Origin of the sequence: Haloechinothrix sp. LS1_15 (assembly GCF_033042135.1) — a bacterium.
Lineage (GTDB): Bacteria > Actinomycetota > Actinomycetes > Mycobacteriales > Pseudonocardiaceae > Haloechinothrix.
Genome location: NZ_WBXM01000006.1, coordinates 120,924 through 136,696, shown reverse-complemented (window position 1 = coordinate 136,696; position 15,773 = coordinate 120,924). Strand labels below are relative to the sequence as shown.

The window sequence follows — 15,773 nt, the reverse complement described above, 5'->3', positions numbered from 1 at the left end:
CGCGGTGCTCCCCGCGCATGCGGGGATGATCCTGTTTCCCGTGATTGAGGAGCCAGGCAATCGAAGTGCTCCCCGCGCATGCGGGGATGATCCCTCCACTACCTGCTCTCTGATGTCCCGGTTGGTGTGCTCCCCGCGCATGCGGGGATGATCCCGATTGCTCATGCTGGTACCACTTGTCGAGGGTGTGCTCCCCGCGCATGCGGGGATGATCCCCCCAGCCCGATCGCCGCCGCAGCAGCACCCACGTGCTCCCCGCGCATGCGGGGATGATCCACAGCAGCAGATCACCGAGCAGGACTGGGCCGACGTGCTCCCCGCGCATGCGGGGATGATCCCAGATAGTGCCTGGGAACCCGCTTGATCGTGGAGTGCTCCCCGCGCATGCGGGGATGATCCCAGGGATGATCGCAGTCGTGGCTGACCCTGCTGGTGCTCCCCGCGCATGCGGGGATGATCCCGTAGTTCCGAGTGCTCCGGCGCATGATCTTCACGTGCTCCCCGCGCATGCGGGGATGATCCCTACGTCGGCGTCCGCCGGGCCTCGTACGGTTAGTGCTCCCCGCGCATGCGGGGATGATCCCCTTGCCCTCCAGGTTGAGGTGGAACCAGTTGCGTGCTCCCCGCGCATGCGGGGATGATCCCGATGCGACGGCGTAGTAGCAGTACACGTCGCCGTGCTCCCCGCGCATGCGGGGATGATCCCGCCGCAGCGGACCCGATCGTGCTCTGCGGCGCGTGCTCCCCGCGCATGCGGGGATGATCCCAGCAGCCCCAGCAGCAACAGCACCACCGGAGGGTGCTCCCCGCGCATGCGGGGATGATCCTGCCGTGCGCACTGTCAGCGCACTGCTGTAGCAGTGCTCCCCGCGCAGGGGGGTCCTGGTGATCCCTGCGGCGGGACCGTTCACTGTGATCCGGACGCGGGCGAGATGCCCGTCCGGCGTTTCCGTAAGGGCACGATGACTGGCGTTGGAGCTGTGTAGTGAAGCCGACACTCATCCCGGCCAGTTCCGGAGCTTTCATGCGTGTCCACTACCGGGCGTTCAGACCTTAGCGCGTCCTTGAGTCGGCTGGCGAGAACGTGGCGAGCGTTCGATGATGCCGTCTCGGTGTCCCACGCCTGCCTCGGCCGGTTGGGAACCCGGCCCGGCGTGGGCTCGGAAGCGTATGCGCCGGACCGGGAGCCTTAGCTCTCTCCGTCGCCGTGAGGTGTGGTGTTGGTGGGGTGGTCGGGGTCGTCGGGGGTGATGATGTGGACTTCGTCGTAGTCGTAGTCGTAGTCGTAGTCGTAGTCGTGGATGATGATGGTGCCGTCGGCGCGGTGCCAGGTGCTCATGTGGCGTCCCTTTGTGTTTCCGGGCGGATGGGTGTGCGGGGTGCGTAGGGCGCGATAGTCGCGCAGTCGGGGCAGGTTTCGTGGGCGTGGATGCGGGCGTTGCGATCCCATCCGTAGAGCGGCAGGCAGTAAGCTTGGCCGCAGGTGGAGGGATAGCCCCGGCCCTGGCATAGCTCCACTTTCGCGGTGCCTGGCGTGACCCAGTGTGCGGGGAGGCGCCGGATGTTCTCGGGGATCTGCGGCATCCAACCGTCGGCAGGAAGCGTGAGCGGGCGCATTATGGCTCCTTCCGTCGTGGGGCTGACTTCACGAACATCCACATCAACGACAAACATCGTGTGCAGCGATGTCGTTGTCCGTCGTCGTGGCACGGGATGCGCGGAGCGCCGCATGCAGCGCGATAGACGACGCCGTAGTTGCCGTGAGAGGTGCACTCGGGTTCGTCTGTAATGCAGTGAGCCGGTTGCTGCCCGTAGATCAGGTCAGGAACCTCGGCTATTCAGTAGGTCGTGGTGACTGTCATAAGCGAACCTGCGGTGAGACGTCGACCTCGCGATACGGTGGCCACCCTTCAGAGTTGTGCCCGGTCGCGCGGTGTCTGCCACCCACTCGTTGCCACCGAGGTTGGGACAGGAGCCGATCCCATGGCACGAGCGCAATCAGGGGCAGGGCAAAGATGTGCGCAATGCTGAGTAGAAAATTGGACATGCCGCCATCGTGTGTCGGTCCTGCTTACACAACGGGTATAATCGATACCCCTGCGTGGTGGGGCATACGCTGTACCCGTCAGACGGGGCTCAGTCCGAGGCTGCCCATCAGGTCGCGAGCGTCGTCACGCACCGTCGTGCCGCCGTGTTCGGCGAGTTCGTTAACGGCGGCGCGGGTGAAGAGGTTGTATTGCACCGTCTCCGGAGCTTCGGTTTCGGCTTTGCGTAGCAGGCTTACGGTGGCGACCGGCTCGCGCTGGAGATAGAAGGCTCGTGCGGTCTCGATCAGGTGGAACGACCGCCGGGTAGCTGAGCCCATCTGGCGGAGGTGGAGCTGGTCGGCCTGCCGCACCGCTTCGGTAGGTTTCATTAAGTCGGCCAGCATCGTCACGGCGTAAGCATCCACCATGCACCGACCGAAGATCAGCCATGGGTGGGTCCAGCCGTCCGGGAGGGCTGTGGCGGTGCGGTCGGCGACGTCCCAGGCGCGCCACGCCTCACCTTCCTGACCGATCTTGGCGTGCGACAGCGCCATCGCCAGGTGCAGCAGCCCGTACAGGGCGCGGTCTTCGTTGCTGCGCTCCGGGTTGAGCAATGCGGCGGCGTCGGTGGCCACATGGACACGCGCCTCGACCATCTCACCAGCATCGCGGTAGACGTGGTTGACCTACCAAGCGGCTGCAGCCATCGCGTGAGGGTCGTCGGCGTCCTGTGCGGCGGTCATGGCTCGATCACCGGTCAACCACAACAGTTCCGAGGCCGGTTGGAACGAGAGGTACAGCTGCGCCAGGTGATAGACCTGCGCTTGCGCTGACAGCAGCGTGCGGCGCTCGTCTCCGTCGACGCGTCGTACGGCGGTGCGGGTGTCACGCAGCAGTCCGGGCAGGATGGTGGCCAGCGTGGTGCGATGACGGCGGCTACCGTGCCATAGCTCCCATCCCTGTCGTACCCGGGCGGTGATCCCGGCTACGTCGATCGGCTCTTCCGACCCTGAGATGGGGTGGCTGGCCAACGCCTCCGCGACCTCGGAGAGGTTCTCGTGGGTGCTCTCGCCGAACGAGGCGGCGGTCAACCGCTCGTCTCCCGTGAGCTCACCGAGGTCGCAGATACCAAGCGCCTCGGCCAGGCGTAGCATCAGCGGCAGTCGCGGTGGCAACAGTCGCCCGTTCCTCCACCGCCTTCAGCCACTCTGCGGAGCGCCCGACCAGGCCAGCCAATACGGACCGTGGCATCCCTGCTCGCGTACGTGCTTCCTTGAGTCGTTCACCGAACGAGACCTTAGAGTCCGTACTACGCCACCTTCACCAATGCGCCCTACTCTCAGCCCTGGTCCCTCGGTAGGGACTTAGCCTCCGCGGCACAGACGGCTGCTATCCAGCGTATCCATCCGTGTCGGCAGCGTCACGCGTCAGCGAGAGCGCGCCACCAGCAGTGGCGCTGAGCTCGTACTTGGCCCGTCCCGCACCCGCATCCGCGACACAGAACACTGCGTTGCCGACATCCTGGATGCGCCGTTGGCCGCGTGCATGCCAAAGCTAACCCCCATACCCCGGCCGCCCCGGTCAGCGCCACACCGTGACTTGCTCATCGGTCAGGGCGCGGATCGCGCGGGTGAGGGTGCGGGTGTCGGGTCCGATTCTCGGCATCGCCTGGTCGCGCCCGGTGGCGAAGGCCGGTAGGTCGCCGGTGGTGATGTCGGCGGGGGCGAGGCCGGTGGGTGCGGACAGGGCTTGCCGGGTGTCGCGGGTCAGCACCCCGACAGCGGCCGTGTGCGGTGCCTGGCGTGCCAGTGCGAACGCACCAGCCGGCCCGTCGGCCACCGATGCTGCCAGGAGCGGGGCAGCGACCTCCTCGGTCCAGAGTGACGAGTCGGTAGGCACGTCGGTGATCAGTGCGGGATCCATGGAAGCATCCTCAGTGGACCCTCCGGCGAGGAGCGTGGCCCCGGCCGACACTGCCGCGTCGATGTAGTCCACGGCCCGCCGGGCACTGTCCACGTCGGCTAGGGGGCCGATGCGGACAGTATCGTCGTAGGGGCTTCCCGCTCGTTCACTGCGGACCGCGCTAGCCAGTTTCGGCAGGAACTCCTCAGCGATGGCGCTCTCGACGATCACCCGTTGCGTGGCGAGAGACGAGGAACCGCCACCGGCCAGCCCGGAGCACGCGATGCGATGCGCCGCCCAGTCGAGATCGGGCCAGTCGGCCAGGACGACAGCCGTGCCGACGCCGCCTGCCAGGTGCACCCACCGTGTGCGTTCCGCCGCGCGCGCCAGCCGCTCGGCTGTGGCCACGGCGCCGCTGAACAGCACGGTCGGCAGGCGCGTATCCGTGAGCAGGCGAGCGGTGGTGTCGTGGTCGGCGGGCAAGATCGAGAACCAGCCTGCCGGGAGGTCCTGCTCGGCGAGCACCTCGCCGAGCAGCATCGTGGCCAGCGGGGTGCGCAGGGCCGGTTTCAGCACGGTAGGGCAGCCTGCGGCCAGCGCGGCGGCGACTTGGGCGGTGGCGACCGCGAGCGGGGCGCCCGCGGAACCGATGCCCAGGACGGAGCCCCGCGCGACCTGCCGGGTGCTGACCAGTGCCCGCTGCGCGGTGTCCTGCTGCCAAGCAGGCTGATCGGGGTACTCGGCGTGTCTCGCGGCGGCCTCGCACAGCGCGGCGGCCTCGTCGACTTCCCCGGCCGACCGGACGATGGGGGTCCCGCTCTCGGCCGTGACCAGCTCGGCGATCTCCTCCTGGCGGTCCCGAAGCGAGTCTGCCACCCGGTACAGCGTGGCCACGCGGTCGCGGGCAGGGACCTCGGCCAGTGCCCTGACCGCGGTCGTGGCACCGTGAACGGCGCGCTCCACCTGCTCATCATCGGGGAGCACGGCATCGGCCACGGGGCTGCCGTCGTAGGGGTGCGTCACGGTGGTGGTGGCATCGCCCTGCTCGGCCTCTCCGGCTACCCAGCAGGCACGGGGCTCCGGCATGATCGTGTCCATACGTTTACCGTATGTGCTCGCCCGTGACGCGGCACCAGCGCCTGACACACGGTGCACCAGCGCCCGACACGGGGTGCCCAAGCGCCCGACACGGGGTGGGGGTGCAGGTGTGACCTGGTGCTGTCGTGCCGGAGCTCACCTGGGACGATAGGGGTGGTCGACCAGCAAGCAGCAGGAGGAACGCCGTGCCGAGTAGCGCAGGGCCGAAGCCGACCGGTCCCGTTCTGGTGATCGACTTCGGGGCCCAGTACGCCCAGCTGATCGCCCGCCGGGTACGGGAGGCCCAGGTGTACTCGGAGGTGGTGCCGCACACCGCGAGCGCGGACGAGATCCTGCGCCGTAACCCCGCGGCGATCGTGCTGTCCGGCGGTCCCGCCAGCGTCTACGCTCCGGGCGCCCCCGAGATCACGCGGGAGGTGTTCGATGCTGGCATCCCGGTGTTCGGCATCTGCTACGGCTTCCAGCTGCTGGCTCGCGCGCTCGGCGGCACGGTGGAGCGCACCGGCACCAGCGAGTACGGGCGCACCGAGCTGTACCGGTCCGGCTCCGGCGGGTTGCTGCACGGGAACCTGCCCGCGCGCCACCCGGTGTGGATGAGCCACGGCGACAGCGTCACCGGGGCACCGCCGGGCGCGGAGGTCACCGCGCACTCCGACGGCTCCCCGGTCGCGGCCTTCGAGGACCCCGAGCGTCGGATCGCGGGCGTGCAGTATCACCCCGAGGTGGCGCACTCGCCGCACGGACAGGAGATCCTGCGGCGCTTCCTGCACGAGATCGCCGGGTTGCGCCCCACATGGACCACCGCCTCCATCGTCGACGAGCAGGTCGCCGCGATCCGCGAGCAGGTCGGTGAGGGCAGGGCCATCTGTGGCCTGTCCGGCGGGGTCGACTCGGCGGTGGCGGCCGCGCTGGTGCACCGCGCGATCGGCGACCGGCTCACCTGCGTCTTCGTCGACCACGGGCTGCTGCGCGCCGGGGAGCGGGCGCAGGTCGAGCACGACTTCGTGGCGGCAACCGGCGTCCGGCTGGTCACCATCGACGCGCGCGAGGAGTTCCTGGCCGCACTGTCCGGGGTGACCGACCCGGAGGCCAAGCGCAAGATCATCGGCCACGAGTTCATCAGGATCTTCGAGAAGGCCGAGCGTGACCTCGCCGCCCAGGGCGACTACCGCTACCTGGTACAGGGCACGCTCTACCCGGACGTCGTGGAGTCCGGAGGCGGCTCGGGCACGGCCAACATCAAGAGCCACCACAACGTCGGCGGGCTGCCGGAGGAGCTGGCGTTCGAGCTCGTCGAACCGCTACGGTCGCTGTTCAAGGACGAGGTGCGCCGGGTCGGGCTGGAGCTCGGGTTGCCGGAGACCATCGTCCACCGGCAACCCTTCCCCGGCCCCGGCCTGGCGATCCGGGTGGTCGGCGAGGTCACCGGCGAGCGCCTGGAGACCCTGCGCGCCGCCGACGCCATTGCCAGGGAGGAGCTGACGCTGGCTGGGCTCGACCGGGAGATCTGGCAGTGCCCTGTGGTGCTGCTCGCCGACGTGCGCAGCGTGGGTGTGCAGGGCGACGGCCGCACCTACGGTCATCCGATCGTGCTGCGGCCGGTGTGTAGTGAGGACGCGATGACGGCCGACTGGTCACGGCTGCCGTACGATGTGCTCGAACGGATCTCCACCCGCGTCACCAACGAGGTTCCCGGCGTGACCCGGGTCGTGCTGGATGTGACGTCGAAGCCGCCAGGCACCATCGAGTGGGAGTGAGCCCGCGCGCTACCGGGAGCCGGAACGCATCGATGTGAGCAGCATGCCGAGCCCCACCGCGATCGCCCCACCCGCAAGCAGCCAGCGCGGGTCGATATCCGCGGGCACGATCGCGCCGTCGGTGTAGACGTACGCCGCGAGCAACAGCGTCACCACGCCCGCGATGAGTGCGACCGGGTCGAGGCGGCGGTCGCCCGCGGCGGGCCCGCGCCGCGGTGTCTCAGCCACGACGCACCTCCACGCTGCCAAGCACGGTCCGCAGGTCCAGCGTGATCCGTTGCCGCACCTCCTCGCCGTCCGGCCGGTCGACGCCGGAGACGTCGTTGCCGATCCCCTCACGGCGCTGCGTGAAGCAGTCCACGTTGCCAGCCGCGCTGGCGCACCGGAAGGACACCTCGGCATCCTCCGGCACGATGACGGTGGCCCCGCCGAGAGTGTTACGCAGCGAAGAGCGCAGCGGCTCGTCCCCGGCAACGCCGGTGAGGTCCAGCGTGATGTCGCCCGCGGTGCGCCGGTACTCGGCGCGCACATCCTCGGCCGAGCTCGGGGTGGCGTGGATGGTGCCCCAACCACCGCGGGGCATCTCCGGCAGCGGCACCGCCGTCACCAGCAACCCGGCCACGGCCAGCGGGACCGCCAGCGCGATGAGGCCGCGGCCCGAACCGGCCATCGAGGCCAGCACCAGGCCGAACCCCACCACCGCCAGCGTCAGGCCGACGATCTGGTGCACCGACAGCGGCGCGAGGCCCGCCAGGTGCAGCGCCGTGGCCACCCCGGCGGTGAGCAGGGCGAGCGCGGCGGTGACCACGCCGACCCTCGAGCGGCGCCGCGGCGCGTGCGGCCCCACCCCTTCCGCGACCGCGTTCTGCTCGGCGAACTCCCAACCGAACGGCGACGCGCCCAGCGGGTCCCACGCCGTGTGCGCCGCCTGGCCTGTGTCCGTGTCCGTGGTCTCGCCCGAGGCACCGTCGCCCGCCGCGGTGGCCGGGGCTGCGGCCGGGTGGGAGGTCTGGGCCCGACTCGGGTCGCAGGCGTGTGGTGAGTCCGAGGCGGGGGACTGCCGCTGCGCGGCGTGCTCGTCCGGCGCGGCGCTGTCGGGGTGTCCGGTGCTCGCGGGGGGAGGCACGACCGGGCGGTTCTCGTGCCCCCTGTTGCGGTGCAGCAGGTACAGCCCTGCCCCGAGCAGCACCACTCCGAGGAACCCACCGCCGTGGAACGGCGCGCCGCCGATGGTCCCGCCTGCCACCGGGAGCAGCGCGACGCACAGCAGCACGGTCAACGTGCCCGAGGTCGAGCTGCGCCCCCTGCCGAGGAGGCTTTCGACGGCCGAGACCTCGTCACCTTCCTCGGGGAACAGCAGCCAGCCGAGCAGGTAGGCCAGCAGCCCGGCGCCGCCGATCAGCGCGGTCACCACCAGCGCGACGCGCACGATCACCGGGTCGATGGCGTAACGGTTGCCGATCGCCACCGCCACACCCGCGATCATGCGTCCCCTGCGTGGCCTGCGCGGCCTGCTCACCCAGAAATCCCGCAGCGTGTCCTCGATCCCATTGCCCCCGCCGCTGCCGCCGGGCCCGGTCTCAGCCGTGTGCCGTGCTGCGTCCATACCGTCAGATCATGCGCCTAGCCGGGACGCGTGACATCAGGGGATCTCCCTGAGATCCGCGCCGCGCGAGCTCTCAGGGAGATTCCCTGATGCCGATCGCAGGCGAACCGTGTGAGCATAGTTGCGTGCACGACCACGCGCCCGCGTACGACCCTGAGCAGCGACCGCCCGAGGCGGCGGTCGCGCGCCAGGAGGCCGAACGCGCACCGCGACTGTACCGGCGCCGTAACGGCCGGGTCGTGGCAGGCGTGGCAGGCGGGCTCGCCGAGCATCTCGGCGTGCGCGTGCTGTGGGTGCGCATGACCTTCGTGGTGCTGTGCGCCCTCGGCGCCGCCGGGCTGGTCGCCTACGTGCTGTTGTGGATGTTCGCGCCGCAACGCAGCGCCGACGACGACCCGGCGCCGTCGGAGGCCGAGCGGCGGCAGGCGCTTGGGCTGCTCGTGCTGGCGCTGGGACTGGCCGTGGCGGGCAACGTGATGACCGGCGTGCTCAGCGGGTGGCTCGCCGGAGCGCTCGCCGTCGGGCTCATCGGCGCCGTCGTGGTCTGGCGGGAGGCCGACGCGTCGCAGCGCGACCGGTGGCGCAGCGGTGCGCGTTCCGGCGTCTCCGGTGCGGTGCGGGGCCGGGGCGGCTGGACGGCCACCGTCCGGATCGTCGCGGGCGTGCTGCTGGTCGCCACCGGGATCGGCATCGTGATCATGCGGGGCGGCAGCTTCGACCAGGTACAGTTCGCGCTGGCCGCGGTGGTGGCCACACTTGTCGGGGTCGCGGTGCTCACCGTCCCGTTCTGGCTGCGGATGGTGCGTGACCTCGGTGAGGAACGGCGTGCCCGGATCAGGACGGAGGAACGCGCCGAGATCGCCGCGCACCTGCACGACTCGGTGCTGCAGACGCTCGCGTTGATCCAGAAGCAGGCCGAGACGCCACGGGAGGTCGCCAAACTCGCGCGCGGGCAGGAACGGCAGCTGCGCCGCTGGCTTTACGGGCCGGCCGGGACGTCGGCAGGAGACGACGGCAGCGACCACCCGGGTGACCGCTCCGGCGAGCGGTTCGCCGCCGCGCTGCACGCCGTGTGCGGGGAGGTCGAGGACAGCTTCGGGATCGCCGTCGACCAGGTCGTCGTCGGTGACGTCGAGCTCGACGAACCGGTCACGGCGCTGATCAGGGCGGCACGTGAGGCCATGGTGAATGCCGCCAAACATGCCGGGGTGGACGAGGTCAGCGTCTACGGTGAGGTGGAGCCGGAGCGGGTCGCGGTCTACGTCCGCGATCGCGGCGCCGGGTTCGACCAGGCAGCGGTCGCAGGCGACCGCCGTGGCGTGGCCGAATCCATACACGGCAGGATGGCGCGCAGCGGCGGCAGCAGTGACATCCGTACCGCGCCGGGAGCGGGGACCGAGGTCGTGCTGAGCATGCCACTGGTGGGACAACGGGAAGGGGCATCGTGACCGACGGCGATGACGGACCGGCGCAGAGCGCGGGTTCGGACAGCGGGCAGCAGGCGGCGGAGAGTTCCGGGGGCGGGCCCGTGACGGTGTATCTCGTCGACGATCACGCACTGTTCCGCGCCGGTGTGCGCGCGGAGCTCGAGCAGGTGAGCGACGGGATCACGGTGATCGGCGAGGCGGGCTCGGTCGGTGAGGCGGTGGCGGGCATCGCGCGGTACCGGCCGCAGGTGGTGCTGCTCGACGTGCACATGCCCGACGGCGGGGGAGCCGAAGTGCTCCGACGGGTCCGTCCCGCGATGCCGGAGGTGATCTTCCTTGCGCTCTCGGTGTCCGATGCCGCCGAGGACGTGATCGCCGTGATCAGGGGAGGCGCGCGCGGGTACGTGACCAAGACGATCTCGTCCGCCGAGCTCGCCAACGCCGTGTCGCGGGTCGCCGACGGCGACGCGGTGTTCTCGCCACGCCTTGCCGGGTTCGTGCTCGACGCTTTCGCCGACCGTCCTGGCGCGGCCCCGGTGTCCGATCCGGAGCTGGACCAGCTGACCCACCGGGAAAGGGAGGTGCTGCGCCTGCTCGCGCGCGGCTACGCCTACAAGGAGATCGCTTCCGAGCTGTTCATCTCGATCAAGACGGTGGAAACGCACGTGTCGAGCGTGCTTCGGAAGACCCAGCTGTCCAACCGTTACGAACTGTCCCGCTGGGCGTCCGACCGCAGGCTCGTGTAACGGCCTGCTCGCTGCTCACCGGATCACGAACTCGAGGATGAGGAACGCCCCGAGGGTGATCGAGCACGCGGCCAGGACGGTGAACGCCACGCGAGTGGGTGCCCGCCCGCGGCGTGCCGGGGCGGGAGCCTGCTCCGGGAGCGCGCTCACCCGTGTCACCCGCCGGGTGAGCGCACGGGGCGCGGGGAACGACTCCGGACCGGCCTCGGGGGGCACCAGCGCAGACCGTGGTGCCCGCTCCCCCCGGACGAGGGCGGACAGTGCCCGCTCGACACCTGCCATGCCCGGTCTCGTCGCGGGATCCTCGGCGAGCATGCGCAGCACTACCTCGCGGAACGGTCCCGGCATGCAGCCGTGCGCCTGGTGACCCGTCGTGGCCGGGGTCTCGTCGTCGTGGCCGGGTCGTGGCGTGCCCGCGACCGCCCGGTGGAGGGTCGCGCCGAGCGAGTACACATCGGAGGCGGTCGTCGCCTGCCCGCCACGCAGCACTTCAGGGGCACGGTAAGGCGAGTCGTAGTAGGCGACCCCGACCGCGAAATCGGTGAGGCGGACCTCGCCGTCCTCGTCGAGCAGCACGGTCGCCGGTTCGACGGCGCGGTGCAGCAGGCCGAGTTGGTGCGCCGCCCGTAACGCACCCGCGAGCCGCGTTCCCACGGTCGAGGCATGCTCGTGGCCGAGTTTCCCGCTGGTGGTGAGGACATCGGACATGGTGCAGGCCGGCACGTACTCGGTGATCAACCAGAGGTGCTCGTCGTCGGCGACCACGCCGTATACCGTGACGGCACAGGGGTGCCGGAGCTCGCGGGCCAGCTCGGCCTGCCGCAACACCTCATCGCGCCTCGCCGTGCCGGATGGGCCGTCAGCTGCCTGGGCGCCGTCCCCGCGTGGCTGGACGGGCTTGGCCGCGACCGTGCGGTGCAGCCGCGTGTCATGAGCCAGCCACACGAAGCCGCACTGGCCCCGGCCGATCCGCTGTTCGAGCAGGTACCGGCCGCCGATCAGGGTGCCGATGTCCACCACGTGCCGTTACGTTCCGCTCGCCGTCGAGGCGCCCTGGTCGCCGTTCCCGTCACCACCGTTGCCTCCGTCGCCCCCGTTGTCATCGTCATCGTCGTCCCCATTATCCCCATTGTCCCCATTGTCGCCGCCGCCACCATTGTCGCCGTCGCCGTCGCCGCTTCCGTTCTCGTCATCGTCGCTGCCACCGTTGCCGCCGCGGTCGCTGTCGCCCTCGTCACCGCTGTCGCCGTCGGCATCCTCGTCGGTGGTGCGTGGGGTGGGGCTGTCGTGCTCGGCGGTGCCCTCCGTGGTGGTCCGTTCCGGCTCCTGGTCACCGGTCCGGTCGGATCCGGTGCGCGTGGGCTGGTGGAGCTCCTTGGGAGTGGTGGTCGTCGTGGTGCGGTCGGTCGTCGTTTCCTCGGGGCTGGTGGTTTCCGGCGGCGGTGGGGCAGGCGTCTCGCCGTGTGTCTGTGTGGGCGTGGCGATGATCCAGTACAGGAAGGCGACGATGAACGCCGTCACGAGCCCACCGCTGGCGATGGGGACCCACCGGCGCCTGTGACGGTGGTGGTCCTCACCGGCGTCCTCGGCGGGGTCGCCTTCCGCCGCGGCAGCCGGTGCGATGCGGGTGGCGTTGGGTGCTTCCGTCGGGGCCACGACAGTGGTTTCCGAAGAATCCGGGGAGTCAGGGGAACCGGCCCCCGTCCCCGCCGCGCCCGATGCCGCTACGACCGTGGTGCCGCCTGTCGGCGTGTCGACCGGACCGCCCACTGGTGTCTCGCCGCGGGCCACGGCCGCGAGGAGCTCCTCGGCGCGCGCCGCGTCGGGGCGTTGCTCCTGCTCCGGATGCAGCAACAGCGCCAGCACGCTGGTCAGCGGCCCCGACTGGCGCGGCGGGTTGATCTGGCCCGCCGCGACAGCGTGCAGCAGGCCGAGCGTGTTCTCGCTGAGCCCGAACGGTGGTTCCCCCTCGGTCGCCGCGTAGAGCGTCGAGCCGAGCGAGAACAGGTCGGAGGCGGGCCCAGGATCGTTGCCGAGCGCGACCTCGGGTGCGAGGTAGGCGGGGGTGCCCGCGATCAGCCCGGTCTTGGTGATGCTCACGTCGTCGGTGGCGCGTGAGATGCCGAAGTCGGTGATCTTGACGAGGCCGTCCTCGGTGAGCAGCACGTTTCCCGGCTTGATGTCGCGGTGCACGATACCGACCTGGTGTGCGCTCTTCAGCGCCGAAGCGACCTGCTGCCCGATCCCGGCGACCTCCACCGGCGGCAGCGTCGACCGCTCCTGCAGCATGGCGGCGAGGCTGGTGGATTCCAGGTACTCCATGATCAGACACGGCTGGCCGTTCTCGTCGGTGACCGCGTCGAAGACGGTGATCGCGTTGGGGTGATGCAGCCGCGCCGCGATACGGCCCTCGCGCATGGTGCGCTGCCGCGCCTCCTCGGCTTCCAGCTCGTCGAGGCCGGGCTGAAGCAGGAGCTGCTTGATGGCGACGGTCCTGCCGAGCAACTCGTCCCGGCCCTGCCACACAGCCCCCATCGCACCGGTACCGATCCGTCCGGTGATGCGGTACCGGTTGGCGACAAGTTCGCCCTCGTCGCTCACTGCGTTGCCCCTCTTCCGCTCGGCATCGATTCTTTCCCCGGTGGACCGTGCGCCCCGGTCGTGGTCGCCGACCCTCGGGCATGATCGCTTGCCGGGGTAGCCTCCTTCACCGTGTGGTGCCGCTCACATCGACGTAATCGGCTCGTGACCAGGCTATGCCTTCACTCTCTGCACATGAACGCGGCACTGGGTCTCTCGAAGAGGTTACGTCGTTCCGGGGAAGCACCGGGACTGCGCGAACGGCCGCGTGGCCGGTTCCCGGATCACCGCGAGGTCTGCGCTGGATCAGGGCACCGTACGCGGGCTGATCGGTGAGCGGTGCGAATCTTCCGCCGAGCGGTCCTGAGGTCGTACCGTGCGTCACGACCTAGTCGGAAGTGATCTTGTCGCCGTCCTCGAACCGCAACGTGCGCTGTTCCTCGGTGCTCGAACCGTCGTTGAACACCACCTTGACCGTATTGACGGTCGTGCGCTTCCGCTGATCGATGTGGATGTGCTGGATCTCGAAGTAGGCGATGTGCGCGTAGCGTTCCGCGATGGCCTCCGCCCCCTCCGCGTGCAACTCCCCTCCGGTCTGCTCGTGCGCGCGCTTCGGGTTCTCGGTGATCTCGTTGAGGAAGATCTCCGAGCGGTCCCCCATGGTCTGCGCGTCCGGTGGGAACGAGTACAGCGGAGCCCGCCTTGTCTCGCGTGGCGCGGGACTTGGCGAAGGTTTCTGGGGCGGTTGGGTGGTAGTCGGTGACGACCCGGTCGTGCCCTGCCCGGCATCCCGCGTGGTCGTCGGCTCCTGCGGCTCGGTCGCATCGGGAGCGGCGGTGGTGGTGTCGCGTATCCCCGCGAGGTCGCTGATGCGGTCTGGGTCGGTGGTGGGCGATTCCGCGCGCTCGGTGGTGGTCTCCCGTGTGGTCTCCTCGCCAGGGCCGGGAAGCGCCTCGTGGTGCAGCTCGGGCTGGTCGCCCCGCAAGCCCGGCCACCCTTCGTCGGCCAGCTGCTCGGTCGGCTGGTTGACCAGGTGGGAACCCGCCACGAGCAGCGCGACGACCACACCACCGGAGGACATGGTGGCGAACCACGCGGCCCTGCGCCAGGTGCGCGGCGGTGTCACCGAGGCGGGCACCGTACCGAGATCGAACTTGCCGAGACCGTCCGGCGGCGGGGCGGTGTAGACGCGGGCGTCCTCGCTCGGTTCCTCCTCTTCCCTGGGAGGTAGCAGGGTGACCTTGGTGCGCGCGGGGCGCTCCGCCTCACCCTCTTGTTCCTGCACTACCTCGTGCGGCTCCGGCGCTTCCGGCGTCTTTGCCGCCTCCAGCGGCAGCTCCTCGTGCGGTCCGTCCCGGAGTTCGTTCCTGCCTCCCGCCGGCGACTCCGCCTGCGCGGGCTCCGCAGCTGTCCGTCCCTGGGGGATGCGGGGTTGCTCGCCGGTGTCCCGCCGCGGCCGCGGGGTGATCGCGTGCGGTGTGGACGCCTGCTGCTCCTGCTGTATGACGGGTAGCTTGCCCGCGAACTGCCGGTGTCCCTGGCTGCTGTGCCTTGGCTCGTACGTCGTCTCGCGGGGGACGTCGAGCGAACCGGTGACGGTCGAGGTGTTCTCCGGCGCGCGATGCCGTGCGCCCCCCTTGCGGTGGCGCACCTGGGGAGTCCACGTCTGCGTTCCGCCGCCTCGCCGGTGCCGTCCCGGCAGCGTCGGTTGATCCCCCGGGTCCGTGAAGTCGTGGGTCATGCCGTCGTGACCCTCCCTCGGTTCCCGTCTGACGGCAATACCGAGCATATGCCCCCAAATGGAGCAGTGGAACGCGACTCGCCCGAACGATACCGGTGCCGTTCAGCGGCACTGTGGACACGTTCGCCGTCGATGTCCGGTCGCCGGAACCGCACAACACCCGCCACCCGGGCACAGTCGGTGCGTGCCGGGCGCGTCGGCCGTGGGGCGAGCGGGACAGTCACGCGCTCCAGGGTATGACGGAACACGGCCTGTGACAGCACCGGACTCGGAAAAAGTACGGAGATCACTCCGACGCGCGCCGCCAAACGGGTGACGCATTGCGGTGGGTGTGCTAGGGGAGGCGCTCCGGCGGATGCGGGAGCCTTGTCGCCGGTGGATCCGTCGATCCCGAGCGGGGTCAATCCGCCGATCCGGTATCGCTGCCCGTAGCCTGCCAGGTCGTCTACCGTCCCAGCCTGCCGCGACCGAGATTCAGCAGCGCCATCGCCAGCTGGCGGCCGTCCGGCCCGAGCTCGCCATACCGGGTGAGCACATCCATCTCCCTGCTGTAGACGATGCGCGTGCCGCCCGCGGCCATCCGCGCCGCCCCGATCCGGCGTGACACCTCGACCCGGCGCTTGACGAGCTGGAGAATCTCGTCGTCGAGCCGGTCGATCTCGTCCCTGAGCGCTTCGATATCGGGTTCGGAGCCGGACACCGGTTCCTCGCCGTGAGCGGCGGTGTCCTCAGGTGCTCGTGCGGTCATCTCATCCTCCGGTCTGACTGCCCCCGTCAGCCCCTGAGACAACAAAAGCCCCAGGGTCCGCTGACTCCGGGGCTTCTGTGATCGTTTGTCGTGCACTACGCCATCACGGGAGCCGGAGTCCGGTTCCCGTAAAAAAATCGC

14 protein-coding genes and 1 CRISPR repeat array (1 of these 15 only partly in view) are annotated in these 15,773 nt (G+C 70.1%); of the genes, 3 read left to right on the top strand and 11 right to left on the bottom strand.

Going from position 1 to position 15,773, the window contains the following annotated elements:
- Positions 1-888: a CRISPR direct-repeat array (repeat unit 28 nt; unit sequence GTGCTCCCCGCGCATGCGGGGATGATCC); it reaches 1,094 nt to the left of the window's first position.
- A 301-nt stretch (positions 889-1,189) separates the two neighbouring features.
- The 5 genes from F8178_RS11305 to F8178_RS11290 form a co-directional block, all read right to left on the bottom strand.
- Entirely contained in the window at positions 1,190-1,339 is a 150-nt protein-coding gene (locus F8178_RS11305; RefSeq protein WP_317494706.1) for a hypothetical protein, read from the bottom strand.
- Positions 1,340-2,125: 786 nt separating this feature from the next.
- Positions 2,126-2,683: a hypothetical protein gene (locus F8178_RS11300; RefSeq protein WP_317494705.1), complete on the bottom strand. Its 558-nt coding sequence runs from the start codon at positions 2,681-2,683 to the stop codon at positions 2,126-2,128.
- 30 nt (positions 2,684-2,713) lie between these two features.
- The gene (locus tag F8178_RS11295) at positions 2,714-3,202 is read right to left on the bottom strand and encodes a hypothetical protein (RefSeq protein WP_317494704.1); all 489 of its coding nucleotides are present in this window, start codon (positions 3,200-3,202) and stop codon (positions 2,714-2,716) included.
- Positions 3,138-3,278, bottom strand: coding sequence for a hypothetical protein (locus F8178_RS20420; protein WP_396345333.1), 141 nt, complete (start codon positions 3,276-3,278; stop codon positions 3,138-3,140). The genes F8178_RS11295 and F8178_RS20420 overlap by 65 nt, the downstream gene beginning before the upstream one ends.
- A 330-nt stretch (positions 3,279-3,608) precedes the next feature.
- Positions 3,609-5,027: an aldehyde dehydrogenase family protein gene (locus tag F8178_RS11290; protein ID WP_317494703.1), complete on the bottom strand. Its 1,419-nt coding sequence runs from the start codon at positions 5,025-5,027 to the stop codon at positions 3,609-3,611.
- 185 nt (positions 5,028-5,212) lie between these two features.
- On the opposite strand from F8178_RS11290, the gene guaA reads away from it, so the two are divergent.
- Positions 5,213-6,784, top strand: coding sequence for a glutamine-hydrolyzing GMP synthase (guaA, locus tag F8178_RS11285; RefSeq protein WP_317494702.1), 1,572 nt, complete (start codon positions 5,213-5,215; stop codon positions 6,782-6,784).
- Positions 6,785-6,793: 9 nt separating this feature from the next.
- Here the strand turns inward: guaA and F8178_RS11280 are convergent, their stop codons facing one another.
- Together F8178_RS11280 and F8178_RS11275 are read right to left on the bottom strand one after the other, a co-directional pair.
- On the bottom strand, positions 6,794-7,012 hold the full coding sequence (locus tag F8178_RS11280; protein ID WP_317494701.1) for a hypothetical protein: 219 nt from the start codon (positions 7,010-7,012) through the stop codon (positions 6,794-6,796).
- Positions 7,005-8,390: a PspC domain-containing protein gene (locus F8178_RS11275; RefSeq protein ID WP_317494700.1), complete on the bottom strand. Its 1,386-nt coding sequence runs from the start codon at positions 8,388-8,390 to the stop codon at positions 7,005-7,007. Before F8178_RS11275 ends, F8178_RS11280 begins: the two co-directional genes overlap by 8 nt.
- Positions 8,391-8,479: 89 nt before the next feature.
- On the opposite strand from F8178_RS11275, the gene F8178_RS11270 reads away from it, so the two are divergent.
- Positions 8,480-9,838 carry a PspC domain-containing protein gene (locus F8178_RS11270; RefSeq protein ID WP_317494699.1) on the top strand — a complete coding sequence of 453 codons (1,359 nt, stop codon included), beginning with the start codon at positions 8,480-8,482 and terminating at the stop codon, positions 9,836-9,838.
- A gap of 80 nt (positions 9,839-9,918) precedes the next feature.
- Entirely contained in the window at positions 9,919-10,563 is a 645-nt protein-coding gene (locus F8178_RS11265) for a response regulator transcription factor (protein ID WP_317494844.1), read from the top strand.
- 15 nt (positions 10,564-10,578) lie between these two features.
- Here F8178_RS11265 and F8178_RS11260 read toward each other — a convergent pair whose 3' ends face one another.
- From F8178_RS11260 to F8178_RS11245, 4 genes are all read right to left on the bottom strand, one after another.
- Entirely contained in the window at positions 10,579-11,580 is a 1,002-nt protein-coding gene (locus F8178_RS11260) for a protein kinase domain-containing protein (protein WP_317494698.1), read from the bottom strand.
- Between the two features lie 9 nt (positions 11,581-11,589).
- Positions 11,590-13,164: a serine/threonine-protein kinase gene (locus F8178_RS11255; protein WP_317494697.1), complete on the bottom strand. Its 1,575-nt coding sequence runs from the start codon at positions 13,162-13,164 to the stop codon at positions 11,590-11,592.
- A gap of 367 nt (positions 13,165-13,531) precedes the next feature.
- Entirely contained in the window at positions 13,532-14,884 is a 1,353-nt protein-coding gene (locus F8178_RS11250) for a hypothetical protein (RefSeq protein WP_317494696.1), read from the bottom strand.
- 445 nt (positions 14,885-15,329) lie between these two features.
- Positions 15,330-15,632, bottom strand: coding sequence for a chorismate mutase (locus F8178_RS11245; protein ID WP_317494695.1), 303 nt, complete (start codon positions 15,630-15,632; stop codon positions 15,330-15,332).
- Positions 15,633-15,773: the final 141 nt, after the last annotated feature.